Raw genomic sequence first — 16,985 nt, forward strand, 5'->3', positions numbered from 1 at the left:
TAAAAATGTTATCTATGTAAAACCTAAAACTCCGCAAATAAATAATTTACGGTAGGAAAGAATGTAAGATTCTTTACTTATGTGCTTATGTTATATGGTGCAATCCTTATATTGATATTAAGGTAACACGAGGCACATTATTTTTTTATGAAAAGAATGTTAAGAATTGTCTAATATTTTTACAATTTCCACTGGATTCAGATCTTGCCAACAGGTTGATTATTCCTTTGACTGACCTAAACGCATTCCCACACTCCAACATTCTGTAACTAATTGATGCCAAGGCATTACCGTTGCCATATCAAGTCCGACTTGTTGATCAGTTGCCTTAAACAACATTCTTGCCGTTTTGAGTTCATTTTGTGCATTTTTAACTCGTTTTAGTAAGTCAAATTGCTCTTGTTCACTCATGAATTGGATTTTCTCATTTTCCAGAATTTGACGATATCGCTCAAACCAATCTTGAAAATCCTCTAACAGCGGTTCTAAGACTGATTTTAGTAAATCAGCGTTTGGTAGATTTGAGTCCCCCATATATGAGAATCATATTTCTTAATTGTCTATTTATATTAACGTTATTTACGATCCTTAACAATCAGTTCATAACTTTTTACATAAAAAAACTTAAAAAATATGTAACTTGGTATCTGAAGCATGATTATATAAATTTGGCAATAGTTTTGTAAAGCTCCTTGGGAGTAAACCTGGATACCTCTAAAGGAAGAAGTCAGGAGTCAGGAGTCAGGAGTCAGGAGAACAGAAGAAAGAAGAAAGAAGAAAGAAGAAAGAAGAAAATTTTTCTATTCCCTGTTCCCTGTTCCCTATTCTCTGACAACTCGATTGAATTTAATTTTGTCTTGTATGGCTTTTACCAGCAGCCTGTAGTTGGGCTAAATTAGGAAAAACCATAGCCAGTGGACTATTATTAATTTTGTAAAGATATTTTTTGTCAACTTTATTTTTAACACTTCGCCAAAATTTTAACAGCCGATGTCCCCAAATCAAGAAACCCAACCAGTCGAAAAAATCTATTTACCCCGAACCAGCGAATCAGAAACACTAAAAAAGATTCGTCACACAGCTTCCCATATCATGGCTATGGCAGTACAAAAGCTGTTTCCCAAAGCGCAAGTCACAATTGGTCCTTGGATTGAAAATGGGTTTTATTATGACTTTGATAGTCCAGAACCCTTTAGCGATAAGGATTTAAAAACCATTCAAAAAGAAATGGTCAAGATTATTAATCGCAAATTACCATTAATTCGGGAAGAAGTCAGCCGCGAAGAAGCACAACGCCGCATTGAAGCCATTAACGAACCTTATAAACTGGAAATTCTCGGAGATATCAAACAAGAACCCATCACAATTTACCATTTGGGAGAGCAATGGTGGGATTTGTGCGCTGGACCTCACCTCGAAAGTACCAGCGAAATTAATCCCAAAGCTATAGAATTAGAAAGCGTTGCGGGTGCTTATTGGCGCGGAGATGAAAAAAAAGCTCAATTACAGCGCATTTATGCCACCGCTTGGGAAACTCCCGAACAATTAGCAGAGTATAAACGCCGCAAAGAAGAAGCCCTGCGCCGTGATCATCGTAAACTGGGTAAAGAACTGGGATTATTTATCTTTTCCGATTTAGTTGGTCCTGGTTTACCTTTGTGGACTCCCAAAGGGACTTTGTTAAGAACGATTTTAGAAGACTTCCTCAAAAAAGAACAATTAAAACGGGGTTATTTACCTGTAGTTACTCCCCATATTGCCAGAGTTGATTTATTTAAAACATCAGGACACTGGCAGAAATACAAGGAAGATATGTTTCCTCTAATGGCTGAAGATGAGGAAGCCAGAGCCATAGAACAGGGTTTTGTCCTCAAACCGATGAACTGCCCCTTCCACATCCAAATATACAAGAGTGAATTACGCTCTTATCGGGAATTACCGATGCGCTTGGCAGAATTTGGCACAGTTTACCGTTATGAACAGTCGGGAGAATTGGGTGGTTTAACCAGAGTGCGCGGTTTTACTGTTGATGATTCTCACTTGTTTGTGACTCCCGAACAGCTAGACAGCGAATTTCTCAATGTTGTAGATTTGATTTTGAGCGTTTTCAAAAGTCTGCAATTGAAGAATTTTAAAGCTAGATTGAGTTTCCGTGACCCAGCTAGTGATAAGTATATCGGTTCTGATGAAGTTTGGGATAAAGCGGAAGGGGCAATTCGTCGCGCTGTGCAACAATTGGGAATGGAGCATTTTGAAGGAATTGGGGAAGCGGCTTTTTATGGACCCAAGCTGGATTTTATCTTCAGTGATGCTTTAGAACGGGAATGGCAATTGGGAACTGTGCAGGTAGATTATAATTTACCAGAACGGTTTGATTTGGAATATGTAGCTGAAGATGGTTCGCGTCAACGTCCAGTAATGCTTCACCGCGCCCCCTTTGGTTCTTTGGAACGGTTAATTGGGATTTTGATTGAAGAGTACGCGGGTGATTTTCCTCTGTGGTTAGCACCTGTGCAAATCAGGTTATTACCTGTCGGTGATCTTCAGTTAGATTTTACCAAAGAGGTGGCTGCTAAGATGGTTGCATTGGGTATTCGGGCGGAAGTGGATACCAGTGGCGATCGCTTGGGTAAGTTGATTCGCAACGCCGAAAAGGATAAAATACCTGTAATGGCGGTGGTTGGTGCGAAGGAAGTCGAAACCAACAGTTTGAGTATTCGTACCCGCGCTTCTGGGGAGTTGGGAGTCATAATTGTAGATGAGGTTGTGGATAAAATCACAGAAGCAATTGCTAATTTTAGTAAATTCTAAGTAAATAATAGGCTGGGTAAATCCCAGCCCAAAAGTAAATTAACTCCAAATCAAATTATAAATTTAGATATTTCAATGTTCAAATAAGTCCTTGAATTGTAATAAATCTAAACTAACAATTGTTGATAAAACTTGAAAACATTCTTGGGCAACTTGCCAACGTTCTTCCCGTTGTAACATGGCTGTGAGCTTTTCTCGGACACTTAACAAATAACGGACATCATTAGCCGCATAACTTAATTGTGCATCAGATAAATTACTAGCATTACCCCAATCAGAACATTGGGAACTTTTATCTAACTCCACCTTTTCTAATTCTAAAACCACATCTTTTAGTCCGTGACGATTTGTATAAGTCCGGGCTAACTTACTAGCAATTTTAGTACAAAAAATCGGTTGCACAACAATATCTAAATTCTGCCGTAAAGTGGCAACATCAAACCTAGCAAAGTGAAAAACTTTAACAATATGGGTTGCTTCCATGAGAATTTGCAAATTTGGTGCTACTGTTTGTCCCCTAGAAATCCGAATAGCAGTAACTTGTCCTTCTGGGTTACAGAGTTGAATCAGACACAAGCGATCGCGCTGAGGTAAAAGTCCCATTGTTTCCGTATCAACAGCGATAGCTGGGGATTTTAAATACTCAGAAAGAGTTGCATCATTTAAATCGCCATCGCCAACTTGAAAATCTGGTAATGTCATGAACTGATCAAATATAAATTATCTTCATTTTGCCAGACAACAGGACTCTCGCTAAGAGGTTGTTTGAAAAGTATTATATGAAACCCATAATCTCCAAAAACCTAACCCCCCTTCCCCCCTTCCCTACAAGGGAATGGGGTTTTTAAAGCCTCTCCCCTGGTAGGGGAGAGGTTTGGAGAGGGGTCTGTTTCCACATTAAAAACTTTTAAAACATCCTCTTAGAAAGGGGGACTTTGAGAAATTTAGCCCCCCTTTTCAAGGGGGGTTGGGGGGATCTAGATAAGTTCTGATACTTTTCAAACATCCTCTAACGCCTCATTAAAAATGCTAAATTAAAAATTGAAAAATTAATTTATGCCCCTTCATCACAAAGGGCATAATTCTTAATTTTGTCCGCTGGTATTAGTGTTTAAAAATATTTGCGTTAAATAAACTTCACCTTGTTCATTAGCAGCCACACCAACCCCAGTTAAATTATATTTACCCTGAAGATTTTTCAGATGACCAGGGCTTTTTAACCAGCCAGAAACCGCCTCATTGGCAGGGTTACTATATCCCGTATTATAAGCTACATTTTCAGCCGCACTACTGTATTTAAGAGGAATAGTCATTACCCGCTGTTCAAATCCTTGATGACTAAAAGGAACTTTACCACTAGCCATATTTTGACTGTGAATTCTGGCTTGCTGACTGATCTTTCCGTTTAAATTTAATTTTTTTAGCCCCCGTTTCGCCCGATATTGATTAATTTGAGTAAAAACAGCTAGTTCTAAATTAGTAGTTTGAACAGTAAGATTAGATATTTTTGCTTGACTTGTCACAAGTGATGAATGCTGATATCGGCCAGTTTGTTTAGCAGAACTATTATCTGGATTCGCAGCAGTCATATAGCCACTAGCAAGGACAAGCGTACTTAAAGCAATGCCAAAAGCAGTTTGTCGTAACATAGAGGTTTAAGTTAAGTAATGTATGGATTTATTGAATATATACCCTATCTTCTGATTATCAGAATACTTACCAGGATACTATTTGCTAATTATGAACTAAAAGATCATCAAATTTTCACAATTTAAATCAGTCTAGATATAGCAGCTTCCAGCATTCAGGAGTAAACCCCTTTGGATATAAGCCTCTCTAAAATTAGAATCTTACTCAAGTGCATACCGCTATAGCACCCCTGACTATCAAACTGGTAGATGTTATTTACACTACATTATTAATCAAAATGATTACTAATAAACAGTATCCAATGATAGATGTCATGGATACTATTTATTAGCAAGCAAGTGTTTTTTACAAGAATTTAGTGAATTAGGAACTTAGCGGCTGTTTGTACATCCTTGTCACCTCGTCCAGAACAGTTAATGATCACCTTGGGGCTACCAGCAAGTTGAGGACAGAGAGTTTCTAGGTAAGCGATCGCATGAGAAGTTTCCAAAGCTGGTATAATTCCCTCTAACTTCGATAGTCGTTGGAATGCGTCCAAAGCCTCAGCGTCCGTCACACTGTAATATTCAGCCCGGCCAATATCTTTCATATAACTGTGTTCAGGCCCCACACCAGGATAATCTAAACCAGCACTAATGGAATGGGGTTCAATAACTTGACCATCATCATCTTGTAAAAGATAACTCATAGAACCATGCAATACACCAACCTGGCCTTTTGTGAGAGTAGCTGCGTGTTTGCCAGTATTCACACCTTCTCCAGCAGCTTCCACCCCAATTAACCGCACAGATGGTTCTTTGACAAATTCGTGAAATAGTCCCATAGCATTAGAACCACCACCCACACAAGCCACCAGGATATCAGGTAAACGTCCCCATTTTTCCAGAGCTTGAACGCGAGTTTCTTCACCAATCACCGCGTGAAAATCCCGAACCATCATCGGATAAGGATGGGGACCAGCCACAGAACCGAGGATGTAATGGGTAGTTTCTACATTGGTTACCCAGTCCCGGATGGCTTCAGAAGTGGCATCTTTGAGCGTTCCCGTACCCGCAGACACTGGACGAACTTCCGCCCCCATCAGCCGCATTCTGAAGACGTTTAAAGATTGGCGTTCCATGTCGTGAACACCCATGTAAATAATACATTCCAAACCAAACCGAGCGCAAACCGTGGCCGTAGCTACGCCATGTTGTCCTGCACCGGTTTCGGCAATAATCCGCTTTTTACCCATGCGTTTAGCTAATAACACCTGACCGAGAGCATTATTAATTTTATGTGCGCCAGTATGATTTAAATCTTCCCGCTTTAAGTAAATTTGCGCCCCTGTACCATCAGGACGAGCATAATTAGCGGTAAGGCGTTCGGCAAAGTATAAAGGTGTAGCCCGTCCGACATAATCTTTTAATAAACCTTGTAATTCGGCTTGAAAACCAGGTTCATTGCGATATTGCTGATATGCTGTTTCTAGTTCAGCTAACGCCGGCATAAGAGTTTCTGGAACGTACTTACCACCAAAGCGGCCAAAACGTCCGAGAGTATCGGGAACTGACGCAGTTTGTGAGAAATTCGGAGAGAGGGGTGTAGTAGTCACGGATTGGGTAAAATAAGAGAACAAAGTTAATTTTAATTCTAGACCTGTTGAGGATGCCGATAAAGAGCATTATTCTCTCGTTCCCAGTCTCCAGAATGGGAATGCTATCTTCCTCGTTCCCAGTCTCCAGACTGGGAATGCCATCTTAGAGGTTCTACCTCCTATAATAGAGGCAGAGCCTCTCAACTGCATTCCCACGCAGAGCATGGGAACGAGAGAATTCCCTTATTCCTGAGATTGCTCTTTTTGTAAAGCCTGAATTTGCTTCTAAACGAAAAGCCAGTTGTTTGACTTCACGAGATGTGAATTCATACGTACCCGCTTCTGTGGGAGGTTGGTTAATTAATTCAAAGAAGATGCTAGGAAATGCTTGAAATAAGCTATAGAAGATTGTATCTGTTTTCACGGTAATTGAGTAATTTAATCTAATTTTGGAAAACGAACCGCAGAGGCGCAGAGGACGCAGAGAGAATTTAAGAAAATAGTTTTGTTAAAAATGTATTTCCTGCATCTTCAATTTTATCATCAAGAGCAAAAGTGAGGTTACGAACTCTGATTTCTCCAATATATTTATCAAGGGAATGATTTAATTCTGTTGGATAGACTAACACTGTTTCTGGACAACTTTTAGAAACTGCATAAGTTACTACTTGGGCTATATCTTCCGAAGAAGAATGTTTAGGATTTTTATATTTAGTGTCGAGAATGTATTTAGGTGTTAAATCTGTTGTATTATATAAAATTAAGTCAGTTTTAAAATATATTTTTTCTCCTATATTGATTTTCTCTTGAGTTTTTAAAGTAAAGTTTGGTGGTAAATTTTCTTTTAACCATTCTGCAACAAACATTTCATAAAGATTTGCCATATTTATTAAAAACGGTAAAGTTGTATTTTTACCCTTTTCATGATTTGGGCTAGTGTTATCTAAAAAGAATCGGCAAAATTGATGTAAAATATGATAATCTTCATTTAAACGGTGATAAATTCTATCAAGACAATCTTCTGAAGTACAAGGTTGTAAAGATACTATTCCTTGCATTGCATGATAAGCTTTTCTCACTATCAGTGATACTTTTTCTGTACAAAAACCGCTATGTCCGATATGAAAAAGTGTCCAAAATAAAATTTGATTATCTATAATATCAGCCGTGTGTTCTTGATATTCACATTGTAATTTTACATTCCAAGGTTTTTTAATTATTTGCTGTACATTTAATCTTCCGCGCACATAAGCCAATTGCTCAGTTTTGGGTACATAAGTCCGATATAATCCTTTACGACATCTTTCTATAATTTTATCTGCTAAAACATAAGCTAGATGATTGTAAAAATCTTCTATAGATTCACAATTCATTAAACCTTCAAGAAATTTAAAACTTTTTAAGTTATAAGCATATTCCAACATTCCAAATAAATTTTCAATTGGTACTTTAGGATTTATTTTCAAAGCCAAATCAGCATTTAAAGGAATATACCCGACATATCCTTTAGCAGTTAATTTCCATTGATTACGAGTTTTAGGACTGGGAAATTCTACATTTACTTGGCTTTGGTATTTCTCATATAATATCATTCCAACATCTTCAGAAATTTCCTCACGAGAAAAAGATTGAGGTTGATATTCGGTTATTTCCAGAATTTTTAAATTTGCTGGGTTCATATTGTTATCTGGTTCTCGATTTTGTCCCAACGAAACTCATCTACTTTTTCTAGGTTGTTAAAAAAGTATTCTTCTAAATACGGCTCAATTTCCATTTTCCAAATATCTTCTATATCTTCTCGTAGATTAGGAGTCAAAAAGAAAGAAATACCAATTTCATAGTTTTTATCATTAATCGCTTGATTTAATTGTTTTAAAACATTAATTAAATCCATAACTGCGAAATTTGTATTTAGGTGATATTGGATTAACACATCATAATTAGGACGAAGTTCAATAAATGCAAAACGACGACGTAAAGCATTATCTATTTGTGCTATAGACCTATCTGCTGTATTCATTGTCCCAATTATGCGGACATTTTCGGGAATACGAAATCTATTACCACCAGCGAGGGGAATTTCTTGATCACGGTATTCTAGTAAATACATTAATTCACCAAAAACCTGTGCTAAATTAGCGCGGTTAATTTCATCTATTATCAGAACACAAATATCTTGAAATGACTCAGCTTTTTGACAAAATTCTAAAAATCTTCCTGGAACAACTGGATATGTTAATTTACCATCTTCACTTTGAGGTCGGATACCTTGAATAAAGTCTTCATAGGAATATGCTGGATGAAATTGGACTAATTTATAGAAACCGTCACCTTCGCTGATTAGGTGTTTTGCGAGTTTTTCAGCGATGAAAGTTTTACCTGTTCCGGGTGAACCGTAGAATATGGCTTGTTTTTTACGATTAGTTGCGCGTATCCAACGTTCTATGGTTGTCTCTTCAAAACAGATTTCTTGACTGATATCAGATAAACTATATTTAGGATTAAATTTAATATTTGTGTCCACTTTAGTAATATTTTGTTGATTTTGATATAGAAAGTCATATTTTTTGATAGCTATTAACCAATGACAGAACATATCGAATAAATCATCATCTCGTAAAGCTGGTATACCAACCTGGTGCATATCTTGAGCTAATTCTTGAATCAGATTACATCCTGTATCATTAATTTCTGGATAATCTGTAAGTTTGTTACCATAGTTTGTATTAGTAAAATAATTAATAACTCTTCGTGATTTGTTATTTATCAATAAAAATTCATTCGGTTGTAGTGCGTTCAGAATAGGAGTTAGCATTCCCATTTGAAAACCTTTAGAATAAAGCAATTGTGAAAACTGCATACAGTGATTTAATAATTCATTTGGAATAGCATTACAGCAACGCACAAAATTTAAAATAGCAAGAGCAATTTTATCCCAGTCTTCACTTTTAGTCCAGTTTGCTCCCTCAAACCATTCTTTGATATCTTTGGTAACAGATGGAGCAATATGAATCCAAGCACCTTTTTGACGATTGTTGCTTGTATTGCTATGAGGTAAGAGTTTCAGCAATACTAATTCCGTTATATTTTGACCTCTATCTGCTGCTGTTATAATTATCTCAAAGTTACGACAAGCTTGTTGACGTTGCTCGGTATATGACTTAATATGACTTATTCCATTTGGTGTATAGGGATAGGAAGTTATAAAGTCATGAAATAATTTTATAAATTCAGGTTTATGATTTATCATTAATAATTACAATTAAATATTATTTTTTAGTAGGAGAGATTACAGAGATGTCTTGAATTAAAGACTCAAATAATTGAATCTCACTATGTTTTAAATAACGATAACTTTGTGGTGGTTGAAATCTGGGAATTGTGGCTCTCAGAGTTTCCAGTTCTATAGGATCATTTAGCTCTTTTAGATTTTTAATAAAAATAGCAACAATTGTTGAAGCATTATTGTAATATGTTTTATATTCATGACAACTAATTCCAGCTATATTTTCAATTCTAGTCCAAAAATCATTTAGGTCTTTTGGTATTGCTTTAATTTCACTTTGAACAATATTATCTACCTGAAATGTAGCCACTAAAGCTTTTATAGGAGATGAAACATATACTAAGACCAAATCACCATGTTTTAAGCGAGTACGAACACGACGTAGTTCTACTTTTTTCTCTCCAGATAAAATCATTGCTGCATATTTAGGTTTAATTGATAACATTAATATATTTTCAAACATAATCATCTTATTTTTCACTTTATATTTAAAACACCTAAATTATATAACGTTGGGAAATGAGAATTTTGGATTTTACAAGCCGACTGAAAAGTTGATTTTTTATTTAATACCGCTTGAACTTTTTTTAATGGAATAGGATATTTAAATAACTCTGTATTGCTAAAACGAATTGCTATTATATCACCATTTTTGTCTTGAGGTATCTTCATAATATCATCTAACTTATACACTCCTAATCTTTGAAACCGTTGATAAAGCTCTTTAGGCTTACCAATGATGACTTCATCAATAAATGAACAAGCTCTAATAGAACTTATTCCACAGTATGAATTGTACTTGTCTTCACTTACATACCAGAGAATTCTACCAGGAGCATTTAATCCTCCTGAATTTTTCGCAGATTTATAGTATACAGCTTCACGGTTAAACGCAAGTTCTTTTTTTTGTCCTAATAGTAATATTTGTTGAGCCAAATATTCATCAAATAAATCCTGCGCCCATCTAGGTTGAATAGGAATAATAAAATTATTTATTTCAGAATCAATAATTTTTGCTGGAAAAAGGAATTTTTCAAAATCTGCTGATGCTTTAATATCCTTAATTAAGGATTCTGAATTAAGACTCTCAGCAATTTTCATACAAAAGTTATATTCTTGACTTAAACAAGAACCTATATCATTAAAGCGTATTGATAACTCTGATGCAGTTTCCGCAACTGCTAAATTTATCTTTAACCATCCATTATTAACTCGAATAAAGTTATCTTCCTGAATAGCTTTAATTACTGCTTCTTCTAAATATGGATCAGTAATTCTAGTAAATTGTCGATTTTCATTAGCAGAAAGTAATATTGATTTAAAAATTATATGTCTTGCTAATGTAGCTGATAGAGGGTTGTTACTTACTCTTAAAAGTGGGATTTCTAATTCATTATTTTTATTTTTACTATAAATAAATAAAGCAATAGGTAATTCTTCTTGCTCTGCAACTATATAACACTCAAATTTATCTGTTTCCGAAATAAATCTTCTTAAGTTTTGTCGAAATGTAGATATATTTTCTTGCTGACTATCACACACAAAATGTTTAGTTAATAATTCTTCCTGTCCTTTTTTAATTGGTATTTTTTCTAACGAAGTTCCAGACAAGCGTACAGGCTGATAATCAGGTTTATTCCGCAGTTCATCTAGTTGTCGTATGAGTTCATTAGGAGTTAATATGGAAAGCCTGAAATTTTGATATATTTCATCTGCAATTTCTAATAAATCCTGTTCATTGGTTATGAAAACATGAGAATCTGATGCTATGGCTCTGGCTAAATGAGGTACATCAATATCATCTATAAATACTTTTTTATTTACAAAAAACTCCTTTAGCCTTTCTTTTATTATGTCTAAACTATGATTGTTGCATGGTGGTAAAGACGTAAAATTTTGAGATAGTTTTAATAGATTATTTCTTTCTTTGCTATCACTAATTGAAATAATATAATTATTGATTTGACCAGTTATACACAATTCTAATTCTGACTTAAGCCAATCGCTTAAAAGTAATTTTGCTGCTTCATTTTCTTTATTTTCATTTTGACACAAAAGTAAAAAAATATGTCTATCAATTACGGCACAAAGTTTTGATTCTAGTTTTTGGGTCAAAATTGAAGATAAAAGATTAGTATGTCCATGATCGAACCACCAATATACAAGTTCTTTTCGAGCTTTACTATTACCTGGTTTTTCATATTGAGCAACAAAATTTAGCCTTGACCACATAGATCGCAGTCCATAATCATGGCGACAATTTAAGCCAATACCGCTATATCTTTCTTTAGTAATTTTTTTGAGTTCATCAACCAATAAATCGCTAATACCTTGTTTTTTATATGAGGGATCTATACAAAGATGAACAATTGTAATTCGATCATATGAATTACGATATAGTAAATAACCAATACATTTGGATTCTGGTTCAATAGCTATAAGTATTTGACGCTTGACAGCATGTTCTATAAAAGCATTTTTAGGAAATAATCCCAGCCTTGAACGGTTAGGACTCCATAAATCTATTACAGCCTGTAAATAAGGAGATTCATCATTTATTGATTCTATTTTTATGCTATTGTTTTTAGTCATATTTTTTTAACCTTGTGATTATAGACCGTATAGCAGCTTATTTATTTAAACAAACGATTATACTCTATCATGTAGCAATTATATATCCAATTGCCACCGCTTAGGCTAAAATTGTTTAGAATGAAAGTCTATTTTTCCTGCATTAAATATTATGGCTAATCCCAAATCTGACAAAGGCTTTGTCTACCAAGAATTTGGTAACGGTAGTTCACCCGCACTGGAACGCGCTGTAGAACGCGGAATCCAAGATTTACCCCCCAATCAGCAAAATGTGAGAATCCAAGCTACACGCGCGGGACGGAAGGGGAAAACTGTAACGGTTATTACTGGGTTTCAAACCAAACCTGAAACCTTAGCTACTTTATTAAAACAGTTAAAAGCCCAATGCGGTACAGGTGGAACTCTGAAAGACAACGAAATTGAAGTTCAGGGAGAACACAAACAGAAGATTTTAGAGATTTTGGTGAAGTTGGGTTATAAAGCTAAAATCAGCGGTGGTTAAAAGGTGCAGTTTACCAAATTTTTCAGGAATCGTCATAAGATTAGGTGATGTTAACTCTAGAAATCTAGAACATCAGCAGGAGAATAACATGGATATGGATGTAGTCAGAATTATAGCCGCGATTTTTCTCCCACCTTTAGGAGTATTTTTGCAGGTAGGTTTCGGTAAAGATTTTTGGATTAATTTACTTTTGACTATCTTTGGTTTTTATATTTTGGGTATTGTTCACGCAGTGTGGATAATTGCGAAGAAGTAATGATGTCAGAGAGGTAGATAAAACTGGACTATCTCTCTATCTCTTTCCCTAATTTTCAGCCCTTTAAAGAAAAATCAGGACATGAAAATCAAGTATCCTATTAATTTTCACAAAGCCCTAACATTCGCTATCGTGTTAGGACTAATGTTTTTATACCATAATTTTACTATTGGAGCTTGGGTTTATCTTTCCCTGCATGGTACTTATGGTTTTCTTTGGTTACTAAAAGATCGCATATTTCCAGATAAGCAATGGGAGCAAGAAATTCCCACTTCCCAAGGAATTATTACCTTTGTTCTCCTTTGTTTGTACTGGGTAGCACCATTCATTCTCATTAGTAGTGGTACTGTTCCCCCTTTACCTTTAGTAGCTGCTGCTATTTCTTTGAATATTGCGGGAGTGTTTTTACATTTTGCTAGTGATGCTCAAAAATACTATACACTCAAGTACAAAACTGGATTAATTACAGAAGGTTTTTTTGCTAAATGTCGTAATCCTAATTATTTAGGAGAAGTGTTGATTTATTTGGCTTTTTCTCTATTAACTCAACATTGGCTACCTTTCGTGATTCAGGGGTTATTTATAGCCATGATATTTGTTCCCAATATGCGGAAAAAAGATCAATCTTTATCTCGATATCCTGAGTTTGCGGAATACAAAGAAAATTCTGGCTTGTTCTTCCCTAAGTTGTTTAATTCCAGAAGTTCCCAGAAAGAAGAAACTACTGCATAACGTCAATAATTTTGCTCACGACTAAACACACAACCAGATCATATTAGGTTTACAAAGAAGAGAATTATGAACTACAAAGCTATCATTTTATCGGCAATTTTAGGAATTTCTACCCCTGCAATTATTAATATGGCTATTCCTAGTCAAGCAATGGCTGTACAAAAGTTTAATTATCCAGCGGGTGAATTTAGTGATAAAGAGTGGAAAGTGACTTTATCTTTTGACAATAATGTTTATTACTATAATGGCGAAAATCTCAAGAGTAATAATAACATTAACTTATCTGGTGCTGTTGCTTCCGGTACTAAACAACGTCAAGTTTATACTTGGAATAATAATGGCATGAAATACCAAGTTACCTGGAAACCAAGTGATCCGAATTTTATTCGTGTTCAAGTAACTCAACCTAATGGTAAATTGATTTTGAATCGGTTACTTAAAGCTGTTAAAAAGTAGAGATTTTTGATTACAGCAGTTTTCGGCGATTTAAACCACACTCTGATTACTTTCTTCCTTTGCGCCTTTCCTACTTTGCGCCTCTGCGCGAAACAAAAACTGTAGTTCATTGATCTGAAAATCGCTGTAAATATTACCCGAATTTAACAATTGTTGTAGAGACGTTTCATATAACGTCTCTACATTATTTGCTTATTCAGCCCAAGCGATTAATCTGGGTTCATAAGGACTAGAAAGGTATTGATTTCGAGGTAAGACACGCAAAGATAAACCTTGCAAACCAGAAGTGGTGTAGGTGATATTTGCGGTATAAACACTTGAATTATCTGTATCCTGTCCTTGGTAATCCATTACCACAGGTACAGCATTGACAATATCACCATTGGCATCAATAGAACCTTGATATAGCTCTACTTGCACATCATCATTTTTCAAAGTTGCTAAATCAATCTTAGCTTTGACCGCTACAGTTTGATTAACTTCAATATCTGATGCTGCGGATACGTCAATATCCTTGATTTTGATACTAAACCAGTGTTCACCTAATTTTGCTCTCCAAGCCGCTAATTCCTTAGCGGGAGCATAATTATCAACGGTGAGGGTATGATAGCGATCGCTCGCCGGGAAATAGGCTCTCATTGCATATTCTCTCACCATCCGGGCTGTATTAAAGAAAGGACAATTCAACCGAATCGCATCTTTCATTTTTGCTACCCAAGGACGAGGCAAACCATCACCATCACGATGATCATAGAATAGGGGAATAACTTCCTTCTCTAACAACTCATAGAGAGCGTTAGCTTCTATCTCATCTTGATAATTAGGATCATCATAGTTTTCACCATGTCCTATTGCCCAACCGGTGCGAACATAGTCCGCTTCATCCCACCAACCATCAAGAACACTCAAATTGGGTAAGCCATTCATAGCGGCTTTCATACCACTTGTCCCCGAAGCTTCTCTAGGACGACGGGGAGTATTTAACCAGATATCACAACCTGCTACCATTAAGCGGGCGATGTGAATATCGTAGTTAGGCACAAACACCACTTGTTTTTCTAAATGGTGTTCGCGGATAAAGTGGTTAATATCCCGAATTAATTCCTTACCAGGGATATCTTTGGGGTGGGCTTTCCCCGCAATCACAAACTGCACTTTGCGGTGTTTGTTAGCGAGTAAAATCCGCTTAATCCGTTCCAAATCACGCATCCATAAAGTAGCGCGTTTGTAGGTAGCAAAGCGACGGGCAAAACCAATAGTGAGAACGTTAGGATCAAGCACTTCCTGGGCTTGGGCAATATCCGAAGCTGAAGCACCGCGATCGCGCAAATGTTTAACTAAATGTTCTCGAACATACAATACCATATCCAAACGGCAGCGTTCGTGATTCCGCCATAACTCTTCATCAGGAATTGCATCCATGCGTTCCCACAATTGGTTATCCGGTGGCGCTGATGACCAATTTGGACCAAGATAGCGATCGTATAACTCTTGCGTAGATTTACTTACACAACTGCGGGCATGGACACCGTTAGTAATGGCAGCAATTGGTACGTCTTCCACTGGAACTTTTTGCCACAAACCTTGGAACATTTGCCGGGAAACAACACCGTGCAATTGTGCCACACCATTGGAGAACGTCGCCATTTTCAGGGCTAATACCGCCATACTGAAGGGACTGGACAAATCACCAGTATTTTCTCGTCCCAAGCCTAAAAATTGCTCTTTCGGTAAACCAAAGATATCTGCATAGTAACCCAGATAATGCAAGATCTTATCGGGGGCAAATAAGTCAATCCCTGCGGGGACTGGAGTATGGGTAGTGAAGATATTACTAGAAGATACTACTTGTCTAGCTTCTCTGTAACTCAGTCCTTTTTCTTGAATAAGAGTGCGAATGCGTTCTAAAGCAGAGAAAGCCGCATGACCTTCATTCATGTGGTAAGCAGTGACTTCATAGCCCAAGGCTTTCAGCATTTGCACCCCACCTATGCCCAGCATAATTTCTTGGTGGATACGCATATCTATATCACCACCATACAACTGATCGGTGATATCGTGGTCATAAGCCTTGTTAGGCTCAATATTAGTATCGAGCATATACAGGGGTACAGTTCCCACCTGGACACGCCACACCCGCGCATATACCTTGCGTCCAGGATAATCTACCGCAATCCGTAGTTCTGTACCATCGGGATTCCGTTCCAAATGCAAGGGCATATTATAGAAATCATTGATGAGGTAGCGTTCTTGCTGCCAACCATCAGCATTAAGATACTGGGCAAAGTAGCCTTGTTGATATAATAAGCCCACACCCACCAAAGGTAATCCTAAATCACTCGCAGATTTAAGGTGATCTCCTGCGAGTACACCCAAACCACCTGAATATACAGGTAAGCAATCTACTAACCCAAATTCAGCAGAAAAATAGGCGTAACATTCCTTCTGATGCTGATTTCTTTGTTTCTTATACCAAGTGTATTCCTGCAAATAATCTTCTAACTGCCGCGCTGCTCGGTCTACTTGCGCTAAAAAGCCTTCATCTTCAACAACTTCTAATAGTCGGCTTTGACTAATAGTTCCCAGCATCAATACTGGATTATGGTGGGTAGATTCCCATAAATCAGGATCTAAACGACGAAACAGGTCTTTGCTCTCCACATTCCAATCAAAATGGAGATTATAGGCTAGTTTCCGCAGGGGTTCTAGTCTGGATGGTAGTGAAGGAGAAACGTTAAAAGTGCGAATTGGCTGCATGATATACTAAATAATTTACTAAACAATACCCCGATAACTGCCATAAAGTTATTGTTGTCTGTTTTTACCTAATCTTGCCAACTCTTTATACTCTGTTTATGATGGTTTCATGACTTTATGAAGAATTGAAAACTTTTTGATTTTGTCCGGCGATAATAGGTATTTGGGGGTTGACAATTGATTTTAAATTTGTTATCATGAATTTGATAAGGAAGAACCATCTTCAAATTCTATTTAATAGCCATAGGCCGAGTTTAAAAATGCTTGACATCAAACCCTTGTAGTAGAGACGTTCCATGGAACGTCTCTACTTTTTTGGAGATGTCTATTCAATTGTGCAGAACCGCTTACAATCACGGAGGCGGTT

The 16,985-nt window shown here is 36.6% G+C and carries 14 protein-coding genes and 1 pseudogene; 5 read left to right on the forward strand and 10 right to left on the reverse strand.

From position 1 onward, the window contains the following. Positions 1-219: 219 nt before the first annotated feature. Positions 220-534, reverse strand: a complete 315-nt coding sequence (locus BMF77_RS14375; protein WP_015078178.1) for a DUF2605 domain-containing protein — start codon at positions 532-534, stop codon at positions 220-222. 456 nt (positions 535-990) lie between these two features. Between BMF77_RS14375 and thrS the strand changes: the two genes are divergently transcribed. After that, positions 991-2,811 carry a threonine--tRNA ligase gene (gene thrS, locus BMF77_RS14380; protein WP_148763676.1) on the forward strand — a complete coding sequence of 607 codons (1,821 nt, stop codon included), beginning with the start codon at positions 991-993 and terminating at the stop codon, positions 2,809-2,811. A 72-nt stretch (positions 2,812-2,883) separates the two neighbouring features. Here thrS and BMF77_RS14385 read toward each other — a convergent pair whose 3' ends face one another. The 8 genes and pseudogenes from BMF77_RS14385 to BMF77_RS14425 form a co-directional block, all read right to left on the reverse strand. After that, positions 2,884-3,513: a ribonuclease D gene (locus BMF77_RS14385; protein WP_015078183.1), complete on the reverse strand. Its 630-nt coding sequence runs from the start codon at positions 3,511-3,513 to the stop codon at positions 2,884-2,886. Between the two features lie 383 nt (positions 3,514-3,896). Further along, positions 3,897-4,460: a CAP domain-containing protein gene (locus BMF77_RS14395; protein ID WP_015078184.1), complete on the reverse strand. Its 564-nt coding sequence runs from the start codon at positions 4,458-4,460 to the stop codon at positions 3,897-3,899. 356 nt (positions 4,461-4,816) lie between these two features. Beyond that, entirely contained in the window at positions 4,817-6,055 is a 1,239-nt protein-coding gene (gene trpB / locus BMF77_RS14400; protein ID WP_148763678.1) for a tryptophan synthase subunit beta, read from the reverse strand. Between the two features lie 265 nt (positions 6,056-6,320). Continuing rightward, positions 6,321-6,461, reverse strand: a pseudogene (locus BMF77_RS14405) (DUF2887 domain-containing protein); the annotation flags it as partial. Between the two features lie 67 nt (positions 6,462-6,528). After that, entirely contained in the window at positions 6,529-7,716 is a 1,188-nt protein-coding gene (locus BMF77_RS14410; protein WP_148763680.1) for an McrC family protein, read from the reverse strand. Next, positions 7,713-9,287 (reverse strand): McrB family protein, encoded by a 1,575-nt coding sequence (locus BMF77_RS14415; RefSeq protein WP_148763681.1) that lies wholly within the window; start codon positions 9,285-9,287, stop codon positions 7,713-7,715. The genes BMF77_RS14410 and BMF77_RS14415 overlap by 4 nt, the downstream gene beginning before the upstream one ends. Positions 9,288-9,306: 19 nt before the next feature. Then, positions 9,307-9,786, reverse strand: a complete 480-nt coding sequence (locus tag BMF77_RS14420) for an ASCH domain-containing protein (RefSeq protein WP_168204439.1) — start codon at positions 9,784-9,786, stop codon at positions 9,307-9,309. A gap of 14 nt (positions 9,787-9,800) precedes the next feature. Then, positions 9,801-11,915: a GNAT family N-acetyltransferase gene (locus BMF77_RS14425; RefSeq protein ID WP_148763685.1), complete on the reverse strand. Its 2,115-nt coding sequence runs from the start codon at positions 11,913-11,915 to the stop codon at positions 9,801-9,803. Positions 11,916-12,066: 151 nt separating this feature from the next. Here BMF77_RS14425 and BMF77_RS14430 point away from each other — a divergent pair, with 151 nt between their 5' ends. From BMF77_RS14430 to BMF77_RS14445, 4 genes are all read left to right on the forward strand, one after another. Continuing rightward, the gene (locus BMF77_RS14430; protein WP_148763687.1) at positions 12,067-12,417 is read left to right on the forward strand and encodes a translation initiation factor; all 351 of its coding nucleotides are present in this window, start codon (positions 12,067-12,069) and stop codon (positions 12,415-12,417) included. 94 nt (positions 12,418-12,511) lie between these two features. Further along, the gene (locus tag BMF77_RS14435; RefSeq protein WP_035082904.1) at positions 12,512-12,673 is read left to right on the forward strand and encodes a YqaE/Pmp3 family membrane protein; all 162 of its coding nucleotides are present in this window, start codon (positions 12,512-12,514) and stop codon (positions 12,671-12,673) included. An 81-nt stretch (positions 12,674-12,754) separates the two neighbouring features. Further along, positions 12,755-13,405, forward strand: a complete 651-nt coding sequence (locus BMF77_RS14440; RefSeq protein WP_148763689.1) for an isoprenylcysteine carboxylmethyltransferase family protein — start codon at positions 12,755-12,757, stop codon at positions 13,403-13,405. 66 nt (positions 13,406-13,471) lie between these two features. After that, entirely contained in the window at positions 13,472-13,861 is a 390-nt protein-coding gene (locus tag BMF77_RS14445) for a hypothetical protein (protein ID WP_148763691.1), read from the forward strand. 192 nt (positions 13,862-14,053) lie between these two features. On the opposite strand, the gene glgP is transcribed toward BMF77_RS14445, so the two are convergent. Continuing rightward, complete coding sequence (gene glgP / locus BMF77_RS14450) at positions 14,054-16,618, reverse strand: alpha-glucan family phosphorylase (protein ID WP_148763693.1); 2,565 nt, start codon at positions 16,616-16,618, stop codon at positions 14,054-14,056. Between the last annotated feature and the right edge of the window lie 367 nt (positions 16,619-16,985).

Source organism: Dolichospermum sp. UHCC 0315A (assembly GCF_008121535.1).
In the GTDB taxonomy this organism is placed as follows: domain Bacteria; phylum Cyanobacteriota; class Cyanobacteriia; order Cyanobacteriales; family Nostocaceae; genus Dolichospermum; species Dolichospermum lemmermannii.

Bases quoted from the DNA above. Each gene is read 5' to 3' on its own strand.
- BMF77_RS14375 (WP_015078178.1), bottom strand. From the start codon at position 534: ATGGGGGACTCAAATCTACCAAACGCTGATTTACTAAAATCAGTCTTA.
- thrS (WP_148763676.1), top strand. From the start codon at position 991: ATGTCCCCAAATCAAGAAACCCAACCAGTCGAAAAAATCTATTTACCC.
- BMF77_RS14385 (WP_015078183.1), bottom strand. From the start codon at position 3,513: ATGACATTACCAGATTTTCAAGTTGGCGATGGCGATTTAAATGATGCA.
- BMF77_RS14395 (WP_015078184.1), bottom strand. From the start codon at position 4,460: ATGTTACGACAAACTGCTTTTGGCATTGCTTTAAGTACGCTTGTCCTT.
- BMF77_RS14410 (WP_148763680.1), bottom strand. From the start codon at position 7,716: ATGAACCCAGCAAATTTAAAAATTCTGGAAATAACCGAATATCAACCT.
- BMF77_RS14415 (WP_148763681.1), bottom strand. From the start codon at position 9,287: ATGATAAATCATAAACCTGAATTTATAAAATTATTTCATGACTTTATA.
- BMF77_RS14420 (WP_168204439.1), bottom strand. From the start codon at position 9,786: ATGTTTGAAAATATATTAATGTTATCAATTAAACCTAAATATGCAGCA.
- BMF77_RS14425 (WP_148763685.1), bottom strand. From the start codon at position 11,915: ATGACTAAAAACAATAGCATAAAAATAGAATCAATAAATGATGAATCT.
- BMF77_RS14430 (WP_148763687.1), top strand. From the start codon at position 12,067: ATGGCTAATCCCAAATCTGACAAAGGCTTTGTCTACCAAGAATTTGGT.
- BMF77_RS14435 (WP_035082904.1), top strand. From the start codon at position 12,512: ATGGATGTAGTCAGAATTATAGCCGCGATTTTTCTCCCACCTTTAGGA.
- BMF77_RS14440 (WP_148763689.1), top strand. From the start codon at position 12,755: ATGAAAATCAAGTATCCTATTAATTTTCACAAAGCCCTAACATTCGCT.
- BMF77_RS14445 (WP_148763691.1), top strand. From the start codon at position 13,472: ATGAACTACAAAGCTATCATTTTATCGGCAATTTTAGGAATTTCTACC.
- glgP (WP_148763693.1), bottom strand. From the start codon at position 16,618: ATGCAGCCAATTCGCACTTTTAACGTTTCTCCTTCACTACCATCCAGA.